We start from the raw sequence: 19,976 nt of genomic DNA, 5'->3' as shown, positions 1-19,976 counted from the left end.
ATGTCACTCCGGGAACGCGCCGCCATTGGCCGGCTGCGATTCGACTTCCAGCAGCGTCAGCTTCAGGGTCTTGCCGCCCGGAGCCGGCCAGTCGATGTGCTGGCCAACCTTCAGGCCGAGCAGCGCGCTGCCCACTGGCGCCAGGATCGAGACCTTGCCTTCGTCGGCATTCGCATCCTTGGGGTACACCAGGGTCAGGTGGTAGTCCTTGCCACTGCCTTCTTCCCGGCAATGCACACGGGAATTCATGGTCACGACATCCGCCGGCACTTCATCGTGGCCGACCACGGTATCGGCGCGATCCAGTTCGGTTTGCAACGCAATAACGCCCGGCAGCGTGTCGTCCAGGCTGTCGATCAGACGCTCCAGACGCTGGACGTCCAGACGGGTAAGGGTGATGGAAGGTGCGGTCATGATCTGGGCAGACTCCTTTCTTCTGCACGAAAAAAGCAAAACCCCGCCAGAAAAAGGCGGGGTTTTCACAAGCCTCGATGGGTTGAGGCGTATCTGGACACTATCACAGCTCAAAAAATATACAAGCCGGGGCCGGATGCCAGCACCGCCCCCTGTAGGAGCTGCCGAAGGCTGCGATCTTTTGATCTGGATTTTTGGCGGCTCTGGAGGTGCAGAAGACGCTGAAGATCAAAAGATCGCAGCCTCGCTTCGCTCGACAGCTCCTACAGGGCGGTGGCTTTGCGCTCAGAGGCCTGGGCGCAAATGACACGGCGGCGATCATCGTCCGCCGAGCGCCATTCGCGGATGTCTTCGACATGGCGGAAGCAGCCCAGGCAGACTTTCTGCTCGTCCAGCCGACACACACCGCTGCACGGCGACGGCACCGCCGGGCTGACATTGCTGTAGAGCGGCTTCGGTGGGCGGACAGACGCAGGCTGGGTCACGATCTCACAGGCCTTCGAAATCGAGCTCGACACCGGCCTGCTGCTGGACGATACGCTCAAGCATTTCACCCAACTGCTCTTCACTCTTGTCGCACATCCAGCGCTCGCTTTCTTCGTCGTAGTCGAAGTGGAAACCACCGGACACCGCCGCCAGCCACAGCTGACGCAGCGGCTCCTGGCGACTGAAGATCAACTGGCTGCCGTTCTCGAACTTGACGGTCAGCACACCGGCCGAGCTTTCGAGGTCGATATCCAGGTCGCTGTCGTCAAAGATGTCCTCCAGGGTTTGCTGGGTGGCATCGACCAGGTCGTGGAAACGCGCTTCGGACAAACTCATTACGGCAACCTCAAAAAATGTCTGATCAGGCTCAAGCGCCGCAAGATACGACCGAGCCCTGCTGAATGCAAAGAATAACGACCGCGGGCCGATATCAATAGGTCAAGTGCTGTACCTGTGGGAGCGGGCTTGCTCGCGAATGCGGTGTGTCAGTCGACATCCGCATTGGCTGATGCAGCGCTTTCGCGAGCAAGCCCGCTCCCACAATGGATTGCACTTATGTTACGGACATCGGCCCAACCCCCGCCGGACGGGCGGTCCGTTGCATAGGCAAGCTGCCGGGTGGCCGGTATACTCCGGCGCAATTAATGCATTTTCAAGGATTTCGCCATGAAGCGCCTGATCTCTTCCCTTGCTGCGCTCCTCGCGGTTGCCTGCCTTGTGTCGGCCTGCGGTCAAAAAGGCCCGCTGTACCTGCCCGATGAAGACCAGGACCCTGTCGAGCAAGCCAAGTCGTCGCAGCAGCAGCCTGCCTCCAAAGCACACAAGCACGACGTCTACCAATAATAAGGGAACCTCATGGACGCTTTTAACTACCGTGACGGTGAACTGTTCGCGGAAGGTGTTGCCCTGTCTGCCATCGCCGAGCGCTTTGGTACACCGACCTACGTTTACTCCCGTGCACACATCGAAGCCCAGTACCTGGCTTATGCCGATGCGCTGGCTGGCACGCCGCACCTGGTGTGCTTCGCAGTCAAGGCCAACTCCAACCTGGGCGTCCTGAATGTCCTGGCGCGTCTGGGCGCCGGTTTCGACATCGTCTCCCGTGGTGAACTGGAGCGTGTACTGGCCGCTGGCGGCAGCGCCGACAAGATCGTGTTCTCCGGCGTCGGCAAGACCCGTGACGACATGCGTCGCGCCCTGGAAGTCGGCGTGCACTGCTTCAACGTCGAATCCACCGACGAGCTCGAACGCCTGCAAGTGGTCGCTGCCGAACTGGGCGTTCGCGCGCCGATTTCGTTGCGCGTCAACCCGGACGTCGATGCCGGCACCCACCCGTACATTTCCACCGGTCTGAAAGAGAACAAGTTCGGCATCGCCATCGCCGATGCCGAAGACGTGTACGTACGCGCCGCGCAGTTGCCGAACCTGGAAGTGGTCGGCGTCGATTGCCACATCGGTTCGCAACTGACCACCCTGCCGCCGTTCATCGACGCCCTCGACCGCCTGCTGGGCCTGGTCGACCGCCTCGGCGATTGCGGCATCTACCTGCGCCACATCGATCTCGGTGGTGGCCTGGGCGTGCGCTACAAGGACGAAGAGCCACCACTGGCTGCCGACTACATCAAGGCCGTGCGTGAACGCCTCGATGGTCGCGACCTGGCGCTGGTGTTCGAGCCGGGCCGCTTCATCGTCGCCAACGCCGGTGTATTGCTGACCCAGGTCGAATACCTCAAGCACACCGAGCACAAAGACTTCGCCATCGTCGACGCCGCCATGAACGACCTGATCCGCCCGGCGCTGTACCAGGCCTGGATGGACGTCACGGCCGTGCGCCCGCGTCAATCGGCGGCCCGCGCCTACGACATCGTCGGCCCGATCTGCGAGACCGGCGACTTCCTGGCCAAGGATCGTCAGCTGGCCCTTGAAGAAGGCGACCTGCTGGCCGTGCATTCGGCCGGTGCCTACGGGTTTGTCATGAGTTCCAACTACAACACCCGCGGCCGTAGCGCTGAAGTGTTGGTGGACGGTGATCAGGCATTTGAAGTGCGTCGCCGTGAAACGGTAGCCGAGTTGTTTGCTGGCGAAAGCCTGCTGCCGGAGTAAAACCATGCTGCTGCGTTTTACCAAGATGCACGGCCTGGGCAATGACTTCATGGTCCTCGACCTGGTCAGCCAGCACGCGCACATCCTGCCCAAGCATGCCAAGCAATGGGGCGACCGGCACACCGGCATCGGTTTCGACCAGTTGCTGATCGTCGAGGCACCGAGCAATCCGGACGTGGATTTCCGCTACCGGATCTTCAACGCCGACGGCTCCGAAGTGGAACAGTGCGGCAACGGTGCGCGCTGCTTCGCCCGCTTCGTACTCGACAAGCGCCTGACCGCAAAACGGCTGATTCGGGTCGAGACCAAAAGCGGCATTATCGAGCTCGACGTGCGTAACGACGGCCAGATCAGCGTGAACATGGGCGCCCCGCGCCTGGTGCCGGCGGATATTCCGTTCCAGGCACCGGAGCAGGCCAAGAGTTATCAGGTCGACGTCGACGGCACCCCGGTCGATCTGGCCGCCGTGTCCATGGGCAACCCCCATGCCGTGCTGCGGGTCAGCGATATCAACAACGCGCCGGTGCATGAACTGGGACCGAAAATCGAACATCACCCGCGCTTTCCGGCACGGGTTAATGTCGGTTTTCTCCAGGTCATCGACCGGAGCCGCGCGCAGTTGCGCGTCTGGGAACGTGGAGCCGGGGAAACCCAGGCTTGCGGAACCGGCGCCTGTGCCGCCGCAGTGGCCGCGATCAGCCAGGGGTGGATGGATTCACCGCTATTGATCGACTTGCCTGGCGGGCGCTTGTCCATCGAATGGGCAGGCCCTGGCCAGCCGGTGATGATGACCGGCCCGGCAGTGCGCGTATACGAAGGACAAGTGCGTCTTTGAGTGAGCGAAATCCATGACAGACAAGCCTCAGGTACCCGCACGACAAGCTGACGAATCACCGTCCGAAAGCCTGGAGGCGGCGGCTGTTGCCGCGTACCTGGAGGCTCATCCGGACTTCTTCGTCGAGCACGAAGAGCTGCTCCCGTCCCTGCGTATTCCCCATCGACGCGGCGATACCGTGTCGCTGGTGGAGCGTCAGATGACCATTCTGCGCGACCGCAACATTGAACTGCGTCATCGCCTGTCGCATTTGATGGACGTGGCCCGGGACAACGACCGGCTGTTCGAAAAGACCCGTCGCCTGATCCTCGCGCTGATGGACGCCGCCAGCCTGGAAGACGTGGTGATGTGCGTCGAAGACAGCCTGCGCCAGGAATTCCAGGTGCCCTTCGTCAGCCTCATCCTGCTCGGCGACAACGCCATGCCGGTGGGCCGCTGGGCCACTCACGCGGAAGCGCAAGTGGCCATCGGCGGTTTGCTCTCGGAAGACAAAAGCGTCAGCGGCAGCCTGCGCGAGCATGAGCTGGACTTCCTGTTCGGCGAAGAACAGCGCAAGCAGATCGGCTCCACCGCGGTCGTCGCCATCAGCCACCAGGGCATCCACGGCATCCTGGCCATCGCCAGCCGTGATCCGCAGCACTACAAAAGCTCGGTGGGCACCTTGTTCCTGAGCTATATCGCTGAAGTCATGGGTCGCGTGTTGCCACGGGTCAACAATTCCCTGCGCTCGGTACGCTGAACATGGAACGACAACTGGACGCTTACTGCGAACACCTGCGCAGTGAGCGGCAGGTGTCGCCGCACACGCTGTCGGCCTACCGCCGCGACCTCGATAAAGTGCTGGGCTGGTGCGTCAAACAGAACATCGGCAGTTGGGCGGCGCTGGACATCCAGCGCCTGCGCAGCCTGATTGCCCGCCTGCACGCCCAAGGGCAATCATCCCGCAGCCTGGCGCGATTGCTGTCGGCCGTTCGCGGGCTCTATCACTACCTCAATCGCGAAGGCCTGTGCGACCACGATCCGGCCAATGGCCTGGCGCCGCCGAAAGGTGAACGCCGCCTGCCGAAAACCCTCGACACAGACCGCGCCCTGCAACTGCTGGAAGGTGGTGTGGAGGATGACTTTCTGGCACGTCGGGACCAGGCGATTCTGGAGTTGTTCTACTCTTCCGGGCTGCGGCTGTCGGAGCTGACAGGACTCAATCTCGATCAACTCGACCTCGCCGACGGCATGGTCCAGGTGCTCGGCAAAGGCAGCAAGACCCGCCTGCTGCCGGTGGGGAAAAAAGCCCGCGAAGCGCTGGAGCAGTGGCTGCCACTGCGGGCCATGGCCAACCCGGTGGACGATGCGGTGTTCGTCAGCCAACAGGGTCGACGTCTCGGCCCCCGAACGATCCAGGTGCGGGTCAAGGCTGCCGGCGAGCGCGAACTGGGACAGAACCTGCATCCGCACATGCTGCGGCACTCCTTCGCCAGCCATTTGCTGGAATCCTCCCAGGACCTGCGCGCGGTGCAGGAACTGCTCGGACACTCGGACATCAAGACCACGCAGATCTACACCCATCTGGACTTCCAGCACCTGGCCACGGTCTACGACAGCGCCCACCCACGGGCCAAACGCATTAAGGGCGACGATTCATGAGCATTCAGTTGATCACCTTCGACCTCGACGACACCTTGTGGGACACCGCACCCGTCATCGTCAGCGCCGAAGCCATATTGCGTGCATGGCTGACCGAACATGCGCCCAACCTGGGGGCGGTGCCGGTGGAACATTTGTGGGCCATACGCGAACGCATCCTGAGCATCGAGCCGAACCTCAAGCACCGCATCAGCGCCTTGCGCCGGCGCGTGTTGTTCCAGGCCCTGGAAGAAGCCGGATATCCCCATGCTGAAGCGTCGGACCTGGCCGATCAGAGTTTCGAAGTGTTTCTGCATGCCCGGCATCAGCTGGAAATATTTCCGGAGGTGCAACCGACCCTGGAGTTGCTGGCCAACCATTACGCCCTCGGCGTGGTCACCAATGGCAACGCCGATGTGCGTCGGCTGGGGCTGGCGGACTACTTCAAGTTTGCGTTGTGCGCCGAAGACATCGGCATCGCCAAACCTGATGCACGGCTGTTCCATGAAGCCTTGCAACGCGGCGGCGCGACGGCTGATACGGCGGTGCATATTGGCGATCATCCGGGCGATGACATAGCCGGTGCGCAACAAGCGGGGATGCGGGCGATCTGGTTCAACCCGGCGGGCAAGGTCTGGGAAGCGGAACGATTGCCGGATGCCGAGATTTGCAGCCTGACCGAATTGCCGGCGTTGTTGGCGCGGTGGAACAAGGCTTCGGCCTGACGAAGAAACCTGTGGGAGCGAGCTTGCTCGCGATGAGGGCTTAACATTCAAAATAATGTTGCCTGACACTCCGCCATCGTCGGATCGCCGCCCGGAGCAAGCTCGCTCCCACAGGGATCACCACAGGTTTCATATTTTTTGTTCCGGGCATGAAAAAGCCCGCAGCGACGGCGGGCTTTTTCAGCAAGCGGGTAGCAGGCTCAGATAGGCCGGCTGCCGTACTTGTTATCCGGCTTCTTGGGAGGATCGGCGACCACATTGGCCTCCACTTCCTGCACCTTGCCACCACGCGCAAGGAACTCTTCCATGGCCTTGGCCAGGGCATCGCGTTCCTTGTTCTTGGCTTCGACACTCGGCAGCTCATCGACCGATACCGCTGCCTTGGCCTTGCCTTTGGCGGCCGGAACCGGCGCATCACCGCCGTCGTCTTCAGCGACGTCTTCCGCCGCTGCTTCCAGACCTTCTTCGGTTTCGTCGTCGTCGCCTACTTCGAGGTCGTCGTTTTCCAGATCATCGTCGCTCATGTTCTACCTCATGACTTGCGAAAAGCAGATTAGTTATAGCCCAGCTTTGCCCTCTGTCGAAGGCTGCCGGAAAAAAATCAACAGCCGCTGCTGACCAGCGGTTATGCCTCTTCACCGTGCACGGTGGCGAGGACTTTACGGGCACCGCCATGATCGCGGTGCTCGCCCAGGTAAACGCCTTGCCAGGTTCCCAACGCCAGCCGGCCTGCCGAAATCGGCAAACAGAGCTGACAGCCAAGCACGCTGGCCTTGAAGTGCGCCGGGAGGTCGTCCTGGCCTTCGTCGTTATGCTCATAGCCGTCTGTTCCTTGTGGGATCAGACGATTGAAAAACCGTTCGAAGTCGCGACGTACCGCCGGATCGGCGTTCTCGTTGATGGTCAACGACGCCGAGGTATGCTGCAGCCACAAGTGCAACAGACCGACCCGACACGCCTTGAGTTCAGGCAGGCCGGCGAGTAACTCGTCCGTTACCAGGTGAAAGCCTCGGGGCCTCGCCCGCAAGGTAATCAGAGTCTGTTGCCACATACAGTTCTCCGCACGTTCGGGGCGCATTCTAGCGCGCTCTGGGAAAAAACAAAGGCCCTAATATTCCTTCAATCATGTAAGCCATCGACCGCACAAAAACACCCGACGTAAACATCTTAAAACCTGTAGGAAAAAACCTTCCAGCTCACCCTGCAATGACAAATTTCAGACAAAAAAATGCCCGGCAAGCCGGGCAAGTTTTTTATGCGCGTGCTTACAAGTTGTAGCCGCGTTCGTTGTGAAGCGCCAGATCGATGCCGACCGCCTCTTCTTCTTCATTGATGCGCAGACCCATGACCGCATCCAGCACCTTGAGGATGATGTACGTGGCGATCGCGGTGTAGATCACCGTGAAACCTACGCCTTTGCACTGAATCCACACTTGTGCGGCGATGTCGGTCACGGTGCCGAAGCCACCCAGGGACGGCGCGGCGAACACACCGGTCAGGATTGCGCCGAGAATACCGCCGATACCGTGTACGCCGAAGGCGTCCAGGGAGTCGTCATAGCCGAGCTTGCGTTTCAGGGTGGTGGCGCAGAAGAAGCACACCACGCCAGCCGCCAGACCGATGACCAGCGCGCCCATCGGGCCAACGGTGCCGGCAGCCGGGGTAATTGCCACCAGACCGGCAACCACGCCCGAAGCGATGCCCAGTGCGCTAGGTTTGCCATGGGTGACCCACTCGGCAAACATCCAGCCCAGCGCAGCAGCGGCAGTCGCGATTTGCGTCACCAGCATCGCCATACCGGCGGTGCCGTTGGCCGCAGCGGCGGAACCGGCGTTGAAACCGAACCAGCCGACCCACAGCATGGCCGCGCCCATCAGGGTATAACCGAGGTTGTGCGGTGCCATCGGCGTGGTCGGGAAGCCCTTGCGCTTGCCCAGCACCAGGCAGGCAATCAGACCGGCCACACCGGCGTTGATGTGCACCACGGTGCCGCCGGCGAAGTCCAGAACGCCCCAGTCCCACATCAGGCCGCCGTTACCGGACCAGACCATGTGCGCAATCGGCGCGTAAACCAGGGTGAACCAGATGCCCATGAAGACCAGCATCGCGGAGAACTTCATCCGCTCGGCGAAGGCACCGACGATCAGCGCCGGCGTGATGATGGCGAAGGTCATCTGGAAGGTGATGAACACCGCTTCAGGGAACAGCGCCGCAGGACCGGTCAGGCTAGCTGGCGTGACACCGGCCAGGAATGCCTTGCCCATGCCGCCGAAGAACGAGTTGAAGTTGACGACGCCCTGCTCCATGCCGGTGGTGTCGAACGCGATGCTGTAGCCATAGATGACCCACAGGACGCTGATCAGACCGGTAATGGCGAAGCACTGCATCATCACGGAAAGAATGTTTTTCGACCGGACCATGCCGCCGTAGAACAGCGCGAGGCCGGGAATGGTCATGAACAGCACCAAGGCTGTAGAGGTCAACATCCAGGCAGTGTCGCCAGAGTTGAGGACCGGGGCCGCCACTTCGTCTGCCGCCAAAGCAAGGCTGGGCATTACGATGGACAACAGGGCTCCTAGCCCTGCGAATTTACGCAGAGTCATATTGTTTTCTCCTGGGGCGTTGGGTTTGTGGCGGCTTAGATAGCGTCGGTATCGGTTTCGCCGGTACGGATGCGAATCGCCTGTTCCAGATTGACCACGAAGATCTTGCCGTCACCGATCTTGCCGGTGTTGGCAGCCTTGGTGATGGCCTCGATTACCCGGTCCAGATCCTTGTCGTCGATGGCGACGTCGATCTTCACCTTGGGCAGGAAATCGACCACGTATTCCGCGCCGCGATACAGCTCGGTGTGCCCCTTCTGCCGGCCAAAGCCTTTGACTTCAGTGACGGTAATGCCCTGCACGCCGATCTCGGACAGCGACTCGCGTACGTCGTCCAGCTTGAACGGCTTGATGATGGCAGTGACTAGCTTCATGAAAACTCTCTCCCGAATTGGTGGACTTGCCCCAGGAAAACAAACCCGTCTCAAGTCTAAGCGCAGTGCCTGGCTTTGTAACGCATCGTCGGCCTTACCTGCCCGTCCGACGCCAGCTAACCGCTCCTTGCGAAGCACTCCCCGTGATTCGCCTGGCGCACTGCATTCGTCACAGCGACTGCATCAGTGCATGGGTCACCAGCATCTAAGCAGAAAGCTTGCCATCTCCACAAAACTGACTGTTTTCAAGTCTTTACCGGCGGATGGCGGATACTTCGCGACAACACCCGGCACGTTACGCACAACAACGGTGCGACGCCGCCCGTCCCGATGCGCGAAAACCGTGCACCCTTTGCCCGCGCAAATGACTATAGACACTGCGTGATACACTGCCCGTCATTGTTTCCAGGACATTGCCCATGCTCGCGCCAAAAGACTTCCTCGACGCCCTGACCGGCACCGCCTCCCGCCTCTTCAGCGGTGACACCCCCCTGCCGAAAGCCGAAATCGAAAGCCAGTTCAAAATGTTGCTGCAGAGCGGCTTCAGCAAGCTGGATCTGGTGAGCCGGGAAGAGTTCGATAGCCAGATGGTTGTACTGGCACGCACGCGGGCGCGGCTGGAGGCTCTTGAAACGAAGGTCGCGGAGATGGAAGCGAAGCTCAACCCGCCAACCGAGTAACCCATCAATCCCGCTTTGAAACACAGCCCCCTGTAGGAGCTGCCGAAGGCTGCGATCTTTTGATCCCAAGCCCCGCAAAAATCCCGGCAACGTCCTACAAACATCACACCGCCGTCCGATTGCGTCGCCAGGTATCCGGTCTCTAAGCTCATCCCCGCTGAATGTTCAGCACTGGGTTTGGCGACCTGAATAGCATGTGACGCACAGTGACCACGTTCGATATCGGGCATTTTCCCTTTCGAATTATGGCGGCTGGGCGTGGGAGACCTTCGGGTCTGCCGGTTTTTCGCATGCACCGGTTCGCCAACCCGCGCACAGCTGCCACCCTTATTGTTTGGCGACGATAAGCGGCAGTGTCCTTCATGCGATTTTGGGTACTACAACATGGACGAAAACTATCTAACACCTCACATCTTCACCCGCCACAAACTCCACCTCCACGCCCTCCTCCTGCAAAACCAACCCTGGTTCAGCGCCCGCGACCTCGGCCGATTACTACGCATCCATCTCAACGACCGCCAACTCCGAAAACTCGACCCCGACCAATACCAAACCACCCAAACCCTCATCCACGGTCACATCGAAAACACCCTGCTGATCAGCGAATCCGGTGTCTACGCCATGCTCGTCTACCACTACTGCCCCGAATACCGAGCCTTGCGTGAATGGCTCACCCACGAAGTCGTCCCCGCCCTGCGGGACGCCCAACACCCCACCACAACCGAACGCCCACAACTGAGCCTGCTCAATTGGCCGGAAATGTCGTTGAGCCTGCTGCACTGGAATAACCAGCCGTGGATTCGGTTGCAGGACGTGCCGCAGATGCTGCCTGACCACGAACGACCACAGCATGCGGTGAGCGAGCCGTGGTGGAGGCGAGCTTCGCGGGTACTGCAACCGCGCTGAGCCCAAAGAAGTCACTCATGTGGCACCCACCCTGTGCAGAAACAGACCGAGCGGTGAATGACCTGTGGCGAGGGAGCTTGCTCCCGTTGGGTCGCGAAGCGGCCCCAAAAGAGGGACGGCTACGCCGTCCAACGGGAGCAAGCTCCCTCGCCACAGGGTGGTGACTGTCGGTCTCGCAACATCCGGTGAATGTTTGCCGCCCCAGCCACCACACCGCAACGCCCTCCCACGACTACCCTTCAAAAACCCGCAGGAAGCGGCCCCCATTTAGCTCAAGGAACGCCCATGTCCCTCTCCATCGTCCACAGCCGCGCCCAGATCGGCGTGGAGGCACCCGCCGTCACCGTAGAAGTTCATCTGGCCAACGGCCTGCCATCCCTGACCATGGTCGGCCTGCCCGAGGCGGCGGTGAAGGAAAGCAAGGACCGGGTGCGCAGTGCGATCATCAATTCGGGGCTGCAATTTCCGGCGCGGCGGATCACGCTGAATCTGGCGCCGGCGGATTTGCCCAAGGATGGCGGGCGCTTCGATCTGGCGATCGCCCTGGGGATTCTCTCGGCCAGCGTGCAGGTGCCGACGCTGACACTGGATGACGTGGAGTGTTTGGGGGAGTTGGCCCTGTCCGGTGCGGTACGGGCAGTTCGAGGGGTGTTGCCGGCGGCGTTGGCGGCGCGCAAGGCCGGGCGCTGGCTGATGGTGCCACGGGCGAACGCTGAGGAAGCGTGCCTGGCGTCGGGACTGAAAGTGATTGCTGTTGACCATTTGCTGGAGGCCGTCGCGCATTTCAACGGGCATACACCGATCGAGCCTTACGCTTCCGATGGACTGCTCTGCGCCAGCAAACCTTATCCCGACCTGAATGAAGTGCAAGGGCAGCTGGCGGCCAAGCGTGCGCTGCTGATTGCGGCTGCAGGCGCTCACAACCTGTTGCTCAGTGGTCCCCCGGGGACCGGAAAAACCTTGCTGGCGAGTCGTTTGCCAGGGCTGCTGCCGCCGCTGACCGAAAGCGAGGCGCTGGAAGTGGCGGCGATTCAATCGGTCACCAGTTGTGTGCCCTTGCGTCACTGGCCACAGCGCCCCTTTCGCCAGCCCCATCACTCCGCCTCTGGCCCCGCCTTAGTGGGTGGCGGCTCGAAACCGCAGCCGGGTGAAATTACCCTCGCCCACCACGGCGTCCTGTTTCTTGATGAGCTTCCCGAGTTTGAACGCAGAGTCTTGGAAGTCCTGAGGGAGCCGATGGAATCCGGGCATATCGTCATCTCGCGGGCGAAAGATCGCGTGCGTTTTCCGGCGCGTTTTCAGTTGGTGGCGGCGATGAATCCGTGTCCCTGTGGATATCTTGGCGAGCCAAGCGGGCGCTGCTCCTGCACGCCGGACATGGTGCAGCGTTATCGCAACAAGCTGTCGGGGCCGCTGCTCGATCGCATCGACCTGCATCTGACTGTCGCCCGGGAAGCCACGGCGTTGAATCCCAAAGTGAAGCCAGGCGAGAACAGCGCCAGTGCTGCGGTGCTTGTCGCCGAGGCTCGTGAGCGCCAGCAGAACCGCCAGGGTTGTGCCAATGCGTTTCTCGATCTGCCGGGTCTGCGCCGGCACTGCGAGTTATCCACAGCCGATGAGCACTGGCTGGAATCCGCCTGTGAACGACTGACCCTGTCACTGCGTTCGGCGCACCGTTTGCTCAAGGTGGCGCGGACGCTGGCGGATCTGGAACAGGTTGATGCGATCAGCCGTGAGCATTTGGCGGAGGCGTTGCAGTATCGGCCGGCCACGCAGTAAGTATGGAAACCGAGTCGCGCCCTTCGCGGGCAAGCCCGCTCCCACAGGTTCGGCGTCGTTTATCCTGTGGGAGCGGGCTTGCTCGCGAAGACTAATTCAGCCGCACCTCAATGAAAGCGTTCAACCTCGGAGGGCAAGACCGCCGCCAACCTCTCCGGCGGCTCCATCCTTTCAACTCAAGTGCACGACATCCGGCAATTCCATGGACCGGACTTCGTTTTGCAGAAAGTCGCTGAGCCGGCGCATGCGTTCGCCGCCGGGACGGGTTTTCGGCCATACGAGGTAGTAACACAGGCCGCTGGCCACCGCTGTCGGCCACGGCAGGCTCAAGCGGCCCTGAGCCACGTCCTCCGCGACCATCAGCAGATCGCCCATGGACACGCCATAACCTCGCGCGGCGGCGATCATGCCCAGTTCCAGGGTATCGAACACCTGCCCGCCCTTGAGCGACACCTGTTCGGCCAGGCCCATGCGCTCCAGCCAGTTGCGCCAGTCGCGGCGATCCGGTGTCGGGTGCAGCAACTCGGTGTTGCTCAGGCGCTCGACATCCCAGGGCTGGTCGCCCCGCAGGTTGGGCGCGCCGACCGGGATCAACTCCTCGGGGAACAGGTAACTCGCCTCCCAGTCCGGAGGGAAATGTCCGTTGCTCAACAGCACCGCACAGTCGAACGGCTCGTCGTTGAAATCCACGGAATCGACGTCCATCCACGCACTGGTCAGCTGCACTTCGTTGCCCGGTTGCAGATGGCGGAAGCGACTGAGGCGCGCCAGCAACCAGCGCATGGTCAGGGTCGACGGGGCTTTCATGCGCAGGATGTCGTCTTCGGCGCGCAAGGTATTGCAGGCGCGCTCCAGGGCGGTGAAGCCCTCGCGAATACCCGGCAACAGCAAACGGGCCGACTCGGTCAGTTGCAGGTTGCGGCCACTGCGGTGAAACAAGCGGCAGGCAAAATGCTCTTCGAGCGTACGAATGTGCCGGCTGACCGCACTTTGAGTAATCGACAGCTCTTCCGCGGCCCGGGTAAACGACGTGTGTCGCGCCGCCGCTTCAAATGCGCGCAGGGCATACAAGGGAGGAAGACGACGCGACATCAGGAAAGCTCCTACAGCGGTTTTGGGATACCCTAGCAGAAACTATCCAGCATGAGTTTGAATCATGCTACCCATCCTTTTTATCCCTTTGTGCAAACGCCGCAGAGCGCCGAGAATCGACGCTTTCCTGTCCACTTCCAGAATCGAGCGTGATGACCATGCAGCATCCAGCACGTACAGAACTCTGGGCCATCCTGCGGCTGGCGGGGCCGCTGATTGCCTCGCAGTTGGCGCACATGCTGATGGTCCTCACCGACACCCTGATGATGGCGCGCCTGAGTCCCGAGGCGCTGGCCGGTGGCGGGCTCGGCGCGGCGACCTATTCGTTCGTGTCGATTTTCTGCATCGGCGTGATTGCTGCCGTCGGCACACTGGTGGCGATCCGTCAGGGAGCCGGCGACATTCTCGGGGCGACCCGGCTGACCCAGGCCGGGTTGTGGCTGGCATGGCTGATGGCGCTGGTCGCCGGTTTGCTGCTATGGAACCTCAAACCGGTGCTGCTGCTGTTCGGCCAGACCGAAAGCAATGTCCAGATGGCCGGGCAGTTTTTGATCTTCCTGCCGTTCGCCCTGCCCGGCTACCTGAGCTTCATGGCCCTGCGCGGGTTCACCAGCGCCATTGGCCGTGCGACACCGGTGATGGTCATCAGCCTGGGCGGGACCGTGGCCAACTTCCTGCTCAACTATGCGCTGATTACCGGCATGTTCGGCCTGCCGAAGCTGGGGCTGATGGGCATCGGGCTGGTCACGGCGATTGTCGCCAACCTGATGGCCCTGGCGTTGGCGTGGCACATTCGTCGGCATCCGGCTTATGAGGCTTATCCGCTGCGTCAGGGCCTGTCGCGGCTGAACCGCCAGTACCTGAAGGAGTTGTGGCGCCTGGGCCTGCCGATTGGCGGCACCTACGCGGTGGAAGTCGGGCTGTTTGCCTTCGCCGCGCTGTGCATGGGCACCATGGGCAGCACGCAACTGGGCGCACACCAGATCGCCCTGCAAATCGTCTCGGTGGCGTTCATGGTGCCGGCGGGGATTTCCTATGCGATCACCATGCGCATCGGTCAACACTACGGCGCCGGGCAACTGCTGGATGCGCGGCTGGCCGGGCGGGTCGGCATTGCGTTCGGGGCGGCGGCGATGCTGTGTTTCGCCATGGTCTTCTGGTTGTTGCCGAATCAGTTGGTCGGTTTGTTTCTCGACCACAACGACCCGGCGTTCCGCGATGTCATCAACCTCGCCGTGAGCCTGCTGGCGGTGGCGGCATGGTTCGAGCTGTTCGACGGCACGCAAACCATCGCCATGGGCTGCATTCGCGGGCTCAAGGATGCCAAGACCACGTTCCTGGTGGGTTTGGGTTGCTATTGGCTGATTGGCGCTCCGGCGGCGTGGTGGATGGCGTTCCACCTGGACTGGGGGCCAACGGGTGTCTGGTGGGGCCTGGCGTTGGGGCTGGCGTGTGCGGCGGTGAGCTTGACGCTGGGGTTTGAGTGGAAGATGAAGCGGATGATCAAACGCGAAACGACGTCAGAGCAGCGCTTCGAAGTCGCTCAGCCTGACTGAGATCCCTTGTAGGAGCGAGCCCGCTCGCGATAAACCCGAGAACGCCGCGGGGCACCTGCCAACCAGCGTTATCGTTGACGACCATCGCGAGCAAGCTCGCTCCTACAGGGTTCGGTGGCAACCAATTACTCGTGATCAGATCACGACTTCCAGCGGCGGCTGCTGGCTGGAGCCAAACATCAGATACTCCACCAGCTCGGCCAACGGCAATGGCCTGCTGATCAAATACCCCTGCACCTGATCGCACTCGAACCCGCGCAGCAGATCCAGCTGCTCCGGTGTCTCCACACCTTCGGCGACCACCTCAAGGTTGAGGTTGTGCGCCAGGTTGATCATCGCGTGGACCAGTTTGCGGTTTTCCTCACGCTGCTCCATGCCGCCGACAAAGCTCTTGTCGATCTTCAGCAAAGTGATCGGCAGGCTGTTGAGGTGCACGAACGACGAGAAGCCGGTGCCGAAATCGTCGAGGGAGAAGCGCACACCGAGGCGCCCGAGGGCGTCCATGGTCTGCTTGACCAGGTCGCTGCGGCGCATCACGGCGGTTTCGGTCAGTTCGAACTCCAGCCACTGCGCCTCGACGCCGCGCTCGGCAATCAAGCGGCTCAGGGTCGAGAGCAACTGGCTGTCCTGGAACTGCCGGAATGACAGGTTGATCGCCATGTGCAACGGCGGCAAACCCAGCTCAAGCAGCGCCTGCATGTCGCGCAAGGCCCGGGAAATCACCCAGTAGCCCAGCGGCACGATCAGGCCGCTTTGCTCGGCCAGCGGCACGAATTCGCTCGGTGGCAGCAAGCCGCGCTCGGCATGGCGCCAGCGCACCAACGCTTCGAGGCCGACGATCTGTCCGTCTTCAAGGTTCAGCCGTGGCTGGTAGTGCAGTTCCAGCTCATCGCGGCGCAGTGCCCGGCGCAGTTCGGTTTCGAGGTCGGCGATGCTGCGGGCATTGCGATTGATGCGTTCGTTGAAAATGTGAAAGGTGCAGCCTTGGGTGCTTTTGGCCTGCTGCATGGCGATGTGCGCGTGCCACATCAGCGGGTCCGCACCAGCCTGGGCCCGGGCGTGGGCGATGCCCAGGCTGGAGCCGATCAACAGGCTTTCGCCGTCGATCCAATAGGGCTCGGCCAGCGCTTCGCTGATGCGCTCGGCCATCCACTCGGCACGCTGGGGTGCGCGACGGGTGTCGATCAGCAGCGCGAATTCATCACTGCCCAGGCGCGCGAGTTGATCGCCGGCTTCAAGCTGACTCTTGAGCCGCGCCACCACTTGCAGGATCAGGCGGTCACCGGCCTGATGGCCGAGGGCGTCGTTGGCGTAACGGAAATTGTCGAGGTCGAGATGACCGAGAGCCAGGCCGCGACCGTCGTTTTCCGCCAGCCGCGCCGTCAACAGGGTCTGAAAGCCCTGGCGGTTGGCGATGCCGGTGAGCGGATCTTGCTCGGCCAGGCGTTGCAGGGTGTTTTCCAGCACGCCACGTTCGCGCACATGGCGCAGGCAACGGCGCAACATGCCCGGATCGAGATGATCGCGCACCAGCCAGTCGCTTACACCGTCGGGCGGGGTCAGCGGCTCATGGTCGAGCAGCAACACCGTCGGCAGGCTGCAACGGCCCGGCGCCGGTTGAAGTTGCGGGATGGTCAATAACACCGCGCTGCGGTTGTCATCGAACAGGCTGCTGACCGACTCCCAACTCGGCGCGCTGATGAGCACGGCCGAGCTCCCCATCGGAGCCAGACACTCGCGCAACAACGCTGCCCACGCTGGCTCTTCGGCCAGTAGCAGCAAACGCAAGGGTTCGACAGGCGTAGACAAGCTAGCTCCCTAGACTCTGCAAAGATGTAGGCGACGGGCATTATGCCGTCCCGATGACCAATGACAATGACATCAGTTATCAAAACGAGCCCTTTGTATCTGGAATTACGAACATTAGCCGCAAATTCGTTGCGCATCCTGCGTGAAAGTAACAAAACCGGCAATTGCAGATAGCGCGGTACGTCACAAGTCGGACAGAGCAGCACAATTCGCTGAGCCTGTTAAAATGCCGGCCCATTTCGTGACTGACTCCTGAATTTACCTATGTCCCGACTCAATCCCCGGCAGCAAGAAGCCGTGAGCTACGTCGGCGGCCCTCTTTTGGTGCTCGCCGGTGCAGGCTCCGGCAAGACCAGTGTGATCACGCGCAAAATCGCGCACCTGATCCAGAGCTGCGGCATCCGCGCCCAGTACATCGTCGCCATGACCTTTACCAACAAGGCCGCCCGCGAGATGAAGGAACGGGTCGGCACCCTGCTGCGTGCCGGTGAAGGTCGCGGGCTGACGGTCTGCACCTTCCACAACCTGGGCCTGAACATCATCCGCAAGGAACACGTGCGGCTGGGCTACAAACCGGGCTTCTCGATCTTCGACGAGACCGACGTCAAAGCCCTGATGACCGACATCATGCAGAAGGAATACTCGGGCGACGACGGTGTCGACGAGATCAAGAACATGATCGGCGCCTGGAAAAACGACCTGATCCTGCCGGCCCAGGCCCTGGAAAACGCGCGCAATCCCAAGGAGCAGACCGCCGCCATCGTCTACACCCACTACCAGCGCACGCTCAAGGCGTTCAACGCAGTGGACTTCGACGACCTGATCCTGCTGCCGGTGAAGCTGTTCGAAGAGCACGCCGACATCCTGGAAAAGTGGCAGAACAAGGTGCGCTACCTGCTGGTCGACGAATACCAGGACACCAACGCCAGCCAGTATTTGCTGGTGAAAATGCTCATCGGCAAACGCAACCAGTTCACCGTGGTGGGCGACGACGACCAGTCGATCTACGCCTGGCGCGGTGCCCGCCCGGAAAACCTGATGCTGCTCAAGGAGGACTACCCGTCCTTGAAAGTGGTGATGCTGGAGCAGAACTACCGCTCCACCAGCCGCATCCTGCGCTGCGCCAACGTGCTGATCTCGAACAACCCCCACGAATTCGAAAAGCAGCTGTGGAGTGAAATGGGGCACGGCGACGAGATCCGCGTGATCCGCTGCCGCAACGAGGACGCCGAGGCCGAGCGTGTGGCCATGGAAATCCTCAGCCTGCACTTGCGCACCGACCGTCCGTACAGTGATTTCGCGATCCTCTATCGCGGCAACTACCAGGCCAAGCTGATCGAGCTGAAATTGCAGCACCACCAGGTGCCGTATCGCCTGTCCGGCGGCAACAGCTTTTTCGGCCGTCAGGAAGTGAAGGACCTGATGGCCTACTTCCGCCTGATCGTGAACCCGGATGACGACAACGCCTTCCTGCGGGTAATCAACGTGCCGCGCCGCGAGATCGGCTCGACCACGCTGGAGAAGCTCGGCAACTATGCCACCGAGCGCAAGATCTCGATGTACGCCGCCACCGACGAAATCGGCCTGGGCGAGCATCTGGACAGCCGCTTCACCGATCGCCTGTCGCGCTTCAAGCGCTTCATGGACAGGGTTCGCGAGCAGTGCGCCGGTGAAGACCCGATCTCCGCCCTGCGCAGCATGGTCATGGACATCGACTACGAGAACTGGCTGCGCACCAACAGCTCCAGCGACAAGGCCGCCGATTACCGCATGGGTAACGTCTGGTTCCTGATCGAGGCGCTGAAGAACACCCTGGAAAAAGACGAAGAAGGCGAAATGACCGTCGAGGACGCCATCGGCAAACTCGTCCTGCGTGACATGCTCGAGCGTCAGCAGGAAGAGGAAGACGGTGCCGAAGGCGTGCAGATGATGACCCTGCATGCGTCCAAGGGCCTGGAATTCCCCTACGTGTTCATCATGGGCATGGAGGAGGAAATCCTCCCGCACCGTTCCAGTATCGAGGCCGACACCATCGAAGAAGAACGTCGCCTGGCCTACGTGGGCATTACCCGCGCGCGCCAGACCCTGGCCTTCACCTTCGCCGCCAAGCGCAAGCAGTACGGCGAGATCATCGATTGCGCGCCGAGCCGCTTCCTCGATGAGTTGCCACCGGACGATCTGGCCTGGGAAGGCAACGACGACACACCGACCGAAGTCAAAGCCGTGCGGGGCAACAACGCATTGGCAGATATACGCGCGATGTTAAAGCGCTAGAATTGACCACTTTTATATGACCTTCGGCGCACAGGCGCCAAAAGAGGACAGCTTCATGGAAGCCCTGCACCAGAAAATTCGCGAACAAGGCATTGTGCTTTCCGACCAGGTCCTGAAGGTCGACGCCTTTCTGAACCACCAGATCGACCCGGCCCTGATGAAGCTGATCGGCGACGAATTCGCCACGCTGTTCAAGGACTCGGGCATCACCAAGATCGTCACCATCGAAGCCTCGGGCATCGCCCCGGCGATCATGACCGGCCTGAACCTCGGTGTGCCGGTGATCTTCGCCCGCAAGCACCAGTCCCTGACCCTGACCGAAAACCTGCTGTCGGCGACCGTGTACTCGTTCACCAAGCAGACCGAAAGCACCGTGGCGATCTCCCCGCGCCACCTGACCAGCAGTGACCGCGTGCTGATCATCGATGACTTTTTGGCCAACGGTAAGGCGTCCCAGGCGCTGATTTCGATCATCAAGCAGGCCGGCGCGACCGTGGCGGGCCTGGGCATCGTGATCGAGAAGTCGTTCCAGGGCGGCCGTGCGGAGCTGGATTCGCAGGGTTATCGCGTGGAGTCGTTGGCCCGTGTGAAGTCGCTGGCCGATGGTGTCGTGACCTTTATCGAGTAAAGCCGCCACACCGCAATTCCCCCTGTGGGAGCGGGCTTGCTCGCGAAGGCGGTGTGTCAGTCGACTGATTTTTGACTGATACACCGCCTTCG

At 61.5% G+C, this 19,976-nt stretch carries 21 protein-coding genes; 12 read left to right on the top strand and 9 right to left on the bottom strand.

Annotated elements, in window-relative coordinates; translation table 11 throughout:
- Nucleotides 1-3 precede the first annotated feature (3 nt).
- From rnk to cyaY, 3 genes are all read right to left on the bottom strand, one after another.
- A complete protein-coding gene (rnk, locus tag AC07YV_RS04265) occupies nucleotides 4-414 on the bottom strand; it encodes a nucleoside diphosphate kinase regulator (RefSeq protein ID WP_007980800.1) in 411 nt (136 codons plus the stop codon).
- 263 nt (nucleotides 415-677) lie between these two features.
- The gene (locus AC07YV_RS04260; RefSeq protein ID WP_015097337.1) at nucleotides 678-899 is read right to left on the bottom strand and encodes a DUF1289 domain-containing protein; all 222 of its coding nucleotides are present in this window, start codon (nucleotides 897-899) and stop codon (nucleotides 678-680) included.
- Between the two features lie 4 nt (nucleotides 900-903).
- Complete coding sequence (cyaY, locus tag AC07YV_RS04255) at nucleotides 904-1,236, bottom strand: iron donor protein CyaY (RefSeq protein ID WP_007980802.1); 333 nt, start codon at nucleotides 1,234-1,236, stop codon at nucleotides 904-906.
- Between the two features lie 330 nt (nucleotides 1,237-1,566).
- On the opposite strand from cyaY, the gene lptM reads away from it, so the two are divergent.
- From lptM to AC07YV_RS04225, 6 genes are read left to right on the top strand one after another with little or no spacing between them, the layout of a single operon-like run.
- Nucleotides 1,567-1,743: an LPS translocon maturation chaperone LptM gene (gene lptM / locus AC07YV_RS04250; RefSeq protein WP_007980804.1), complete on the top strand. Its 177-nt coding sequence runs from the start codon at nucleotides 1,567-1,569 to the stop codon at nucleotides 1,741-1,743.
- Between the two features lie 12 nt (nucleotides 1,744-1,755).
- Nucleotides 1,756-3,003, top strand: a complete 1,248-nt coding sequence (gene lysA, locus AC07YV_RS04245) for a diaminopimelate decarboxylase (protein WP_102699672.1) — start codon at nucleotides 1,756-1,758, stop codon at nucleotides 3,001-3,003.
- 4 nt (nucleotides 3,004-3,007) lie between these two features.
- Nucleotides 3,008-3,838 (top strand): diaminopimelate epimerase, encoded by an 831-nt coding sequence (gene dapF, locus AC07YV_RS04240; RefSeq protein WP_095964313.1) that lies wholly within the window; start codon nucleotides 3,008-3,010, stop codon nucleotides 3,836-3,838.
- Nucleotides 3,839-3,851: 13 nt separating this feature from the next.
- The gene (locus AC07YV_RS04235) at nucleotides 3,852-4,577 is read left to right on the top strand and encodes a DUF484 family protein (RefSeq protein ID WP_007980809.1); all 726 of its coding nucleotides are present in this window, start codon (nucleotides 3,852-3,854) and stop codon (nucleotides 4,575-4,577) included.
- A gap of 2 nt (nucleotides 4,578-4,579) precedes the next feature.
- Entirely contained in the window at nucleotides 4,580-5,479 is a 900-nt protein-coding gene (gene xerC / locus AC07YV_RS04230) for a tyrosine recombinase XerC (protein ID WP_102699673.1), read from the top strand.
- Nucleotides 5,476-6,183 carry an HAD family hydrolase gene (locus tag AC07YV_RS04225; RefSeq protein ID WP_102699674.1) on the top strand — a complete coding sequence of 236 codons (708 nt, stop codon included), beginning with the start codon at nucleotides 5,476-5,478 and terminating at the stop codon, nucleotides 6,181-6,183. Before xerC ends, AC07YV_RS04225 begins: the two co-directional genes overlap by 4 nt.
- Before the next feature lie 200 nt (nucleotides 6,184-6,383).
- Here the strand turns inward: AC07YV_RS04225 and sutA are convergent, their stop codons facing one another.
- The 4 genes from sutA to glnK form a co-directional block, all read right to left on the bottom strand.
- The gene (gene sutA, locus AC07YV_RS04220; protein WP_007989490.1) at nucleotides 6,384-6,707 is read right to left on the bottom strand and encodes a dormancy-specific transcriptional regulator SutA; all 324 of its coding nucleotides are present in this window, start codon (nucleotides 6,705-6,707) and stop codon (nucleotides 6,384-6,386) included.
- Between the two features lie 101 nt (nucleotides 6,708-6,808).
- On the bottom strand, nucleotides 6,809-7,234 hold the full coding sequence (locus tag AC07YV_RS04215; RefSeq protein WP_007980818.1) for a secondary thiamine-phosphate synthase enzyme YjbQ: 426 nt from the start codon (nucleotides 7,232-7,234) through the stop codon (nucleotides 6,809-6,811).
- A 214-nt stretch (nucleotides 7,235-7,448) separates the two neighbouring features.
- A complete protein-coding gene (locus AC07YV_RS04210; protein ID WP_102699675.1) occupies nucleotides 7,449-8,786 on the bottom strand; it encodes an ammonium transporter in 1,338 nt (445 codons plus the stop codon).
- A gap of 35 nt (nucleotides 8,787-8,821) precedes the next feature.
- On the bottom strand, nucleotides 8,822-9,160 hold the full coding sequence (glnK, locus tag AC07YV_RS04205; protein WP_002555808.1) for a P-II family nitrogen regulator: 339 nt from the start codon (nucleotides 9,158-9,160) through the stop codon (nucleotides 8,822-8,824).
- 419 nt (nucleotides 9,161-9,579) lie between these two features.
- Between glnK and AC07YV_RS04200 the strand changes: the two genes are divergently transcribed.
- From AC07YV_RS04200 to AC07YV_RS04190, 3 genes are all read left to right on the top strand, one after another.
- Complete coding sequence (locus AC07YV_RS04200; protein WP_007980822.1) at nucleotides 9,580-9,840, top strand: accessory factor UbiK family protein; 261 nt, start codon at nucleotides 9,580-9,582, stop codon at nucleotides 9,838-9,840.
- A gap of 384 nt (nucleotides 9,841-10,224) precedes the next feature.
- Entirely contained in the window at nucleotides 10,225-10,746 is a 522-nt protein-coding gene (locus tag AC07YV_RS04195) for a BRO-N domain-containing protein (protein ID WP_102699676.1), read from the top strand.
- 285 nt (nucleotides 10,747-11,031) lie between these two features.
- A complete protein-coding gene (locus AC07YV_RS04190) occupies nucleotides 11,032-12,525 on the top strand; it encodes a YifB family Mg chelatase-like AAA ATPase (protein WP_102699677.1) in 1,494 nt (497 codons plus the stop codon).
- Between the two features lie 171 nt (nucleotides 12,526-12,696).
- On the opposite strand, the gene AC07YV_RS04185 is transcribed toward AC07YV_RS04190, so the two are convergent.
- Entirely contained in the window at nucleotides 12,697-13,617 is a 921-nt protein-coding gene (locus AC07YV_RS04185; RefSeq protein WP_015097348.1) for a LysR substrate-binding domain-containing protein, read from the bottom strand.
- A 158-nt stretch (nucleotides 13,618-13,775) separates the two neighbouring features.
- Here AC07YV_RS04185 and AC07YV_RS04180 point away from each other — a divergent pair, with 158 nt between their 5' ends.
- Nucleotides 13,776-15,173 (top strand): NorM family multidrug efflux MATE transporter, encoded by a 1,398-nt coding sequence (locus AC07YV_RS04180; protein ID WP_095964442.1) that lies wholly within the window; start codon nucleotides 13,776-13,778, stop codon nucleotides 15,171-15,173.
- A 135-nt stretch (nucleotides 15,174-15,308) separates the two neighbouring features.
- Here the strand turns inward: AC07YV_RS04180 and AC07YV_RS04175 are convergent, their stop codons facing one another.
- On the bottom strand, nucleotides 15,309-16,982 hold the full coding sequence (locus tag AC07YV_RS04175; protein WP_102699678.1) for a putative bifunctional diguanylate cyclase/phosphodiesterase: 1,674 nt from the start codon (nucleotides 16,980-16,982) through the stop codon (nucleotides 15,309-15,311).
- 264 nt (nucleotides 16,983-17,246) lie between these two features.
- On the opposite strand from AC07YV_RS04175, the gene rep reads away from it, so the two are divergent.
- A complete protein-coding gene (rep, locus tag AC07YV_RS04170; protein ID WP_102699679.1) occupies nucleotides 17,247-19,256 on the top strand; it encodes a DNA helicase Rep in 2,010 nt (669 codons plus the stop codon).
- A 55-nt stretch (nucleotides 19,257-19,311) separates the two neighbouring features.
- On the top strand, nucleotides 19,312-19,884 hold the full coding sequence (locus AC07YV_RS04165; RefSeq protein ID WP_007975145.1) for a xanthine phosphoribosyltransferase: 573 nt from the start codon (nucleotides 19,312-19,314) through the stop codon (nucleotides 19,882-19,884).
- Nucleotides 19,885-19,976 lie beyond the last annotated feature (92 nt).

The organism is Pseudomonas sp. GW456-E7, assembly GCF_059424105.1.
Note: the sequence above shows the minus strand (reverse complement) of the source record. Positions and strands in the feature narration are given on the sequence as shown.

Coding starts and splice junctions, on each gene's coding strand:
- AC07YV_RS04215 (WP_007980818.1), bottom strand. CDS start 7,234: ATGTGGCAACAGACTCTGATTACCTTGCGGGCGAGGCCCCGAGGCTTT.
- AC07YV_RS04235 (WP_007980809.1), top strand. CDS start 3,852: ATGACAGACAAGCCTCAGGTACCCGCACGACAAGCTGACGAATCACCG.
- cyaY (WP_007980802.1), bottom strand. CDS start 1,236: ATGAGTTTGTCCGAAGCGCGTTTCCACGACCTGGTCGATGCCACCCAG.
- AC07YV_RS04210 (WP_102699675.1), bottom strand. CDS start 8,786: ATGACTCTGCGTAAATTCGCAGGGCTAGGAGCCCTGTTGTCCATCGTA.
- AC07YV_RS04190 (WP_102699677.1), top strand. CDS start 11,032: ATGTCCCTCTCCATCGTCCACAGCCGCGCCCAGATCGGCGTGGAGGCA.
- AC07YV_RS04200 (WP_007980822.1), top strand. CDS start 9,580: ATGCTCGCGCCAAAAGACTTCCTCGACGCCCTGACCGGCACCGCCTCC.
- xerC (WP_102699673.1), top strand. CDS start 4,580: ATGGAACGACAACTGGACGCTTACTGCGAACACCTGCGCAGTGAGCGG.
- AC07YV_RS04180 (WP_095964442.1), top strand. CDS start 13,776: ATGCAGCATCCAGCACGTACAGAACTCTGGGCCATCCTGCGGCTGGCG.
- sutA (WP_007989490.1), bottom strand. CDS start 6,707: ATGAGCGACGATGATCTGGAAAACGACGACCTCGAAGTAGGCGACGAC.
- AC07YV_RS04185 (WP_015097348.1), bottom strand. CDS start 13,617: ATGTCGCGTCGTCTTCCTCCCTTGTATGCCCTGCGCGCATTTGAAGCG.
- lysA (WP_102699672.1), top strand. CDS start 1,756: ATGGACGCTTTTAACTACCGTGACGGTGAACTGTTCGCGGAAGGTGTT.
- AC07YV_RS04165 (WP_007975145.1), top strand. CDS start 19,312: ATGGAAGCCCTGCACCAGAAAATTCGCGAACAAGGCATTGTGCTTTCC.
- glnK (WP_002555808.1), bottom strand. CDS start 9,160: ATGAAGCTAGTCACTGCCATCATCAAGCCGTTCAAGCTGGACGACGTA.
- lptM (WP_007980804.1), top strand. CDS start 1,567: ATGAAGCGCCTGATCTCTTCCCTTGCTGCGCTCCTCGCGGTTGCCTGC.
- rep (WP_102699679.1), top strand. CDS start 17,247: ATGTCCCGACTCAATCCCCGGCAGCAAGAAGCCGTGAGCTACGTCGGC.
- AC07YV_RS04225 (WP_102699674.1), top strand. CDS start 5,476: ATGAGCATTCAGTTGATCACCTTCGACCTCGACGACACCTTGTGGGAC.
- rnk (WP_007980800.1), bottom strand. CDS start 414: ATGACCGCACCTTCCATCACCCTTACCCGTCTGGACGTCCAGCGTCTG.
- AC07YV_RS04195 (WP_102699676.1), top strand. CDS start 10,225: ATGGACGAAAACTATCTAACACCTCACATCTTCACCCGCCACAAACTC.
- dapF (WP_095964313.1), top strand. CDS start 3,008: ATGCTGCTGCGTTTTACCAAGATGCACGGCCTGGGCAATGACTTCATG.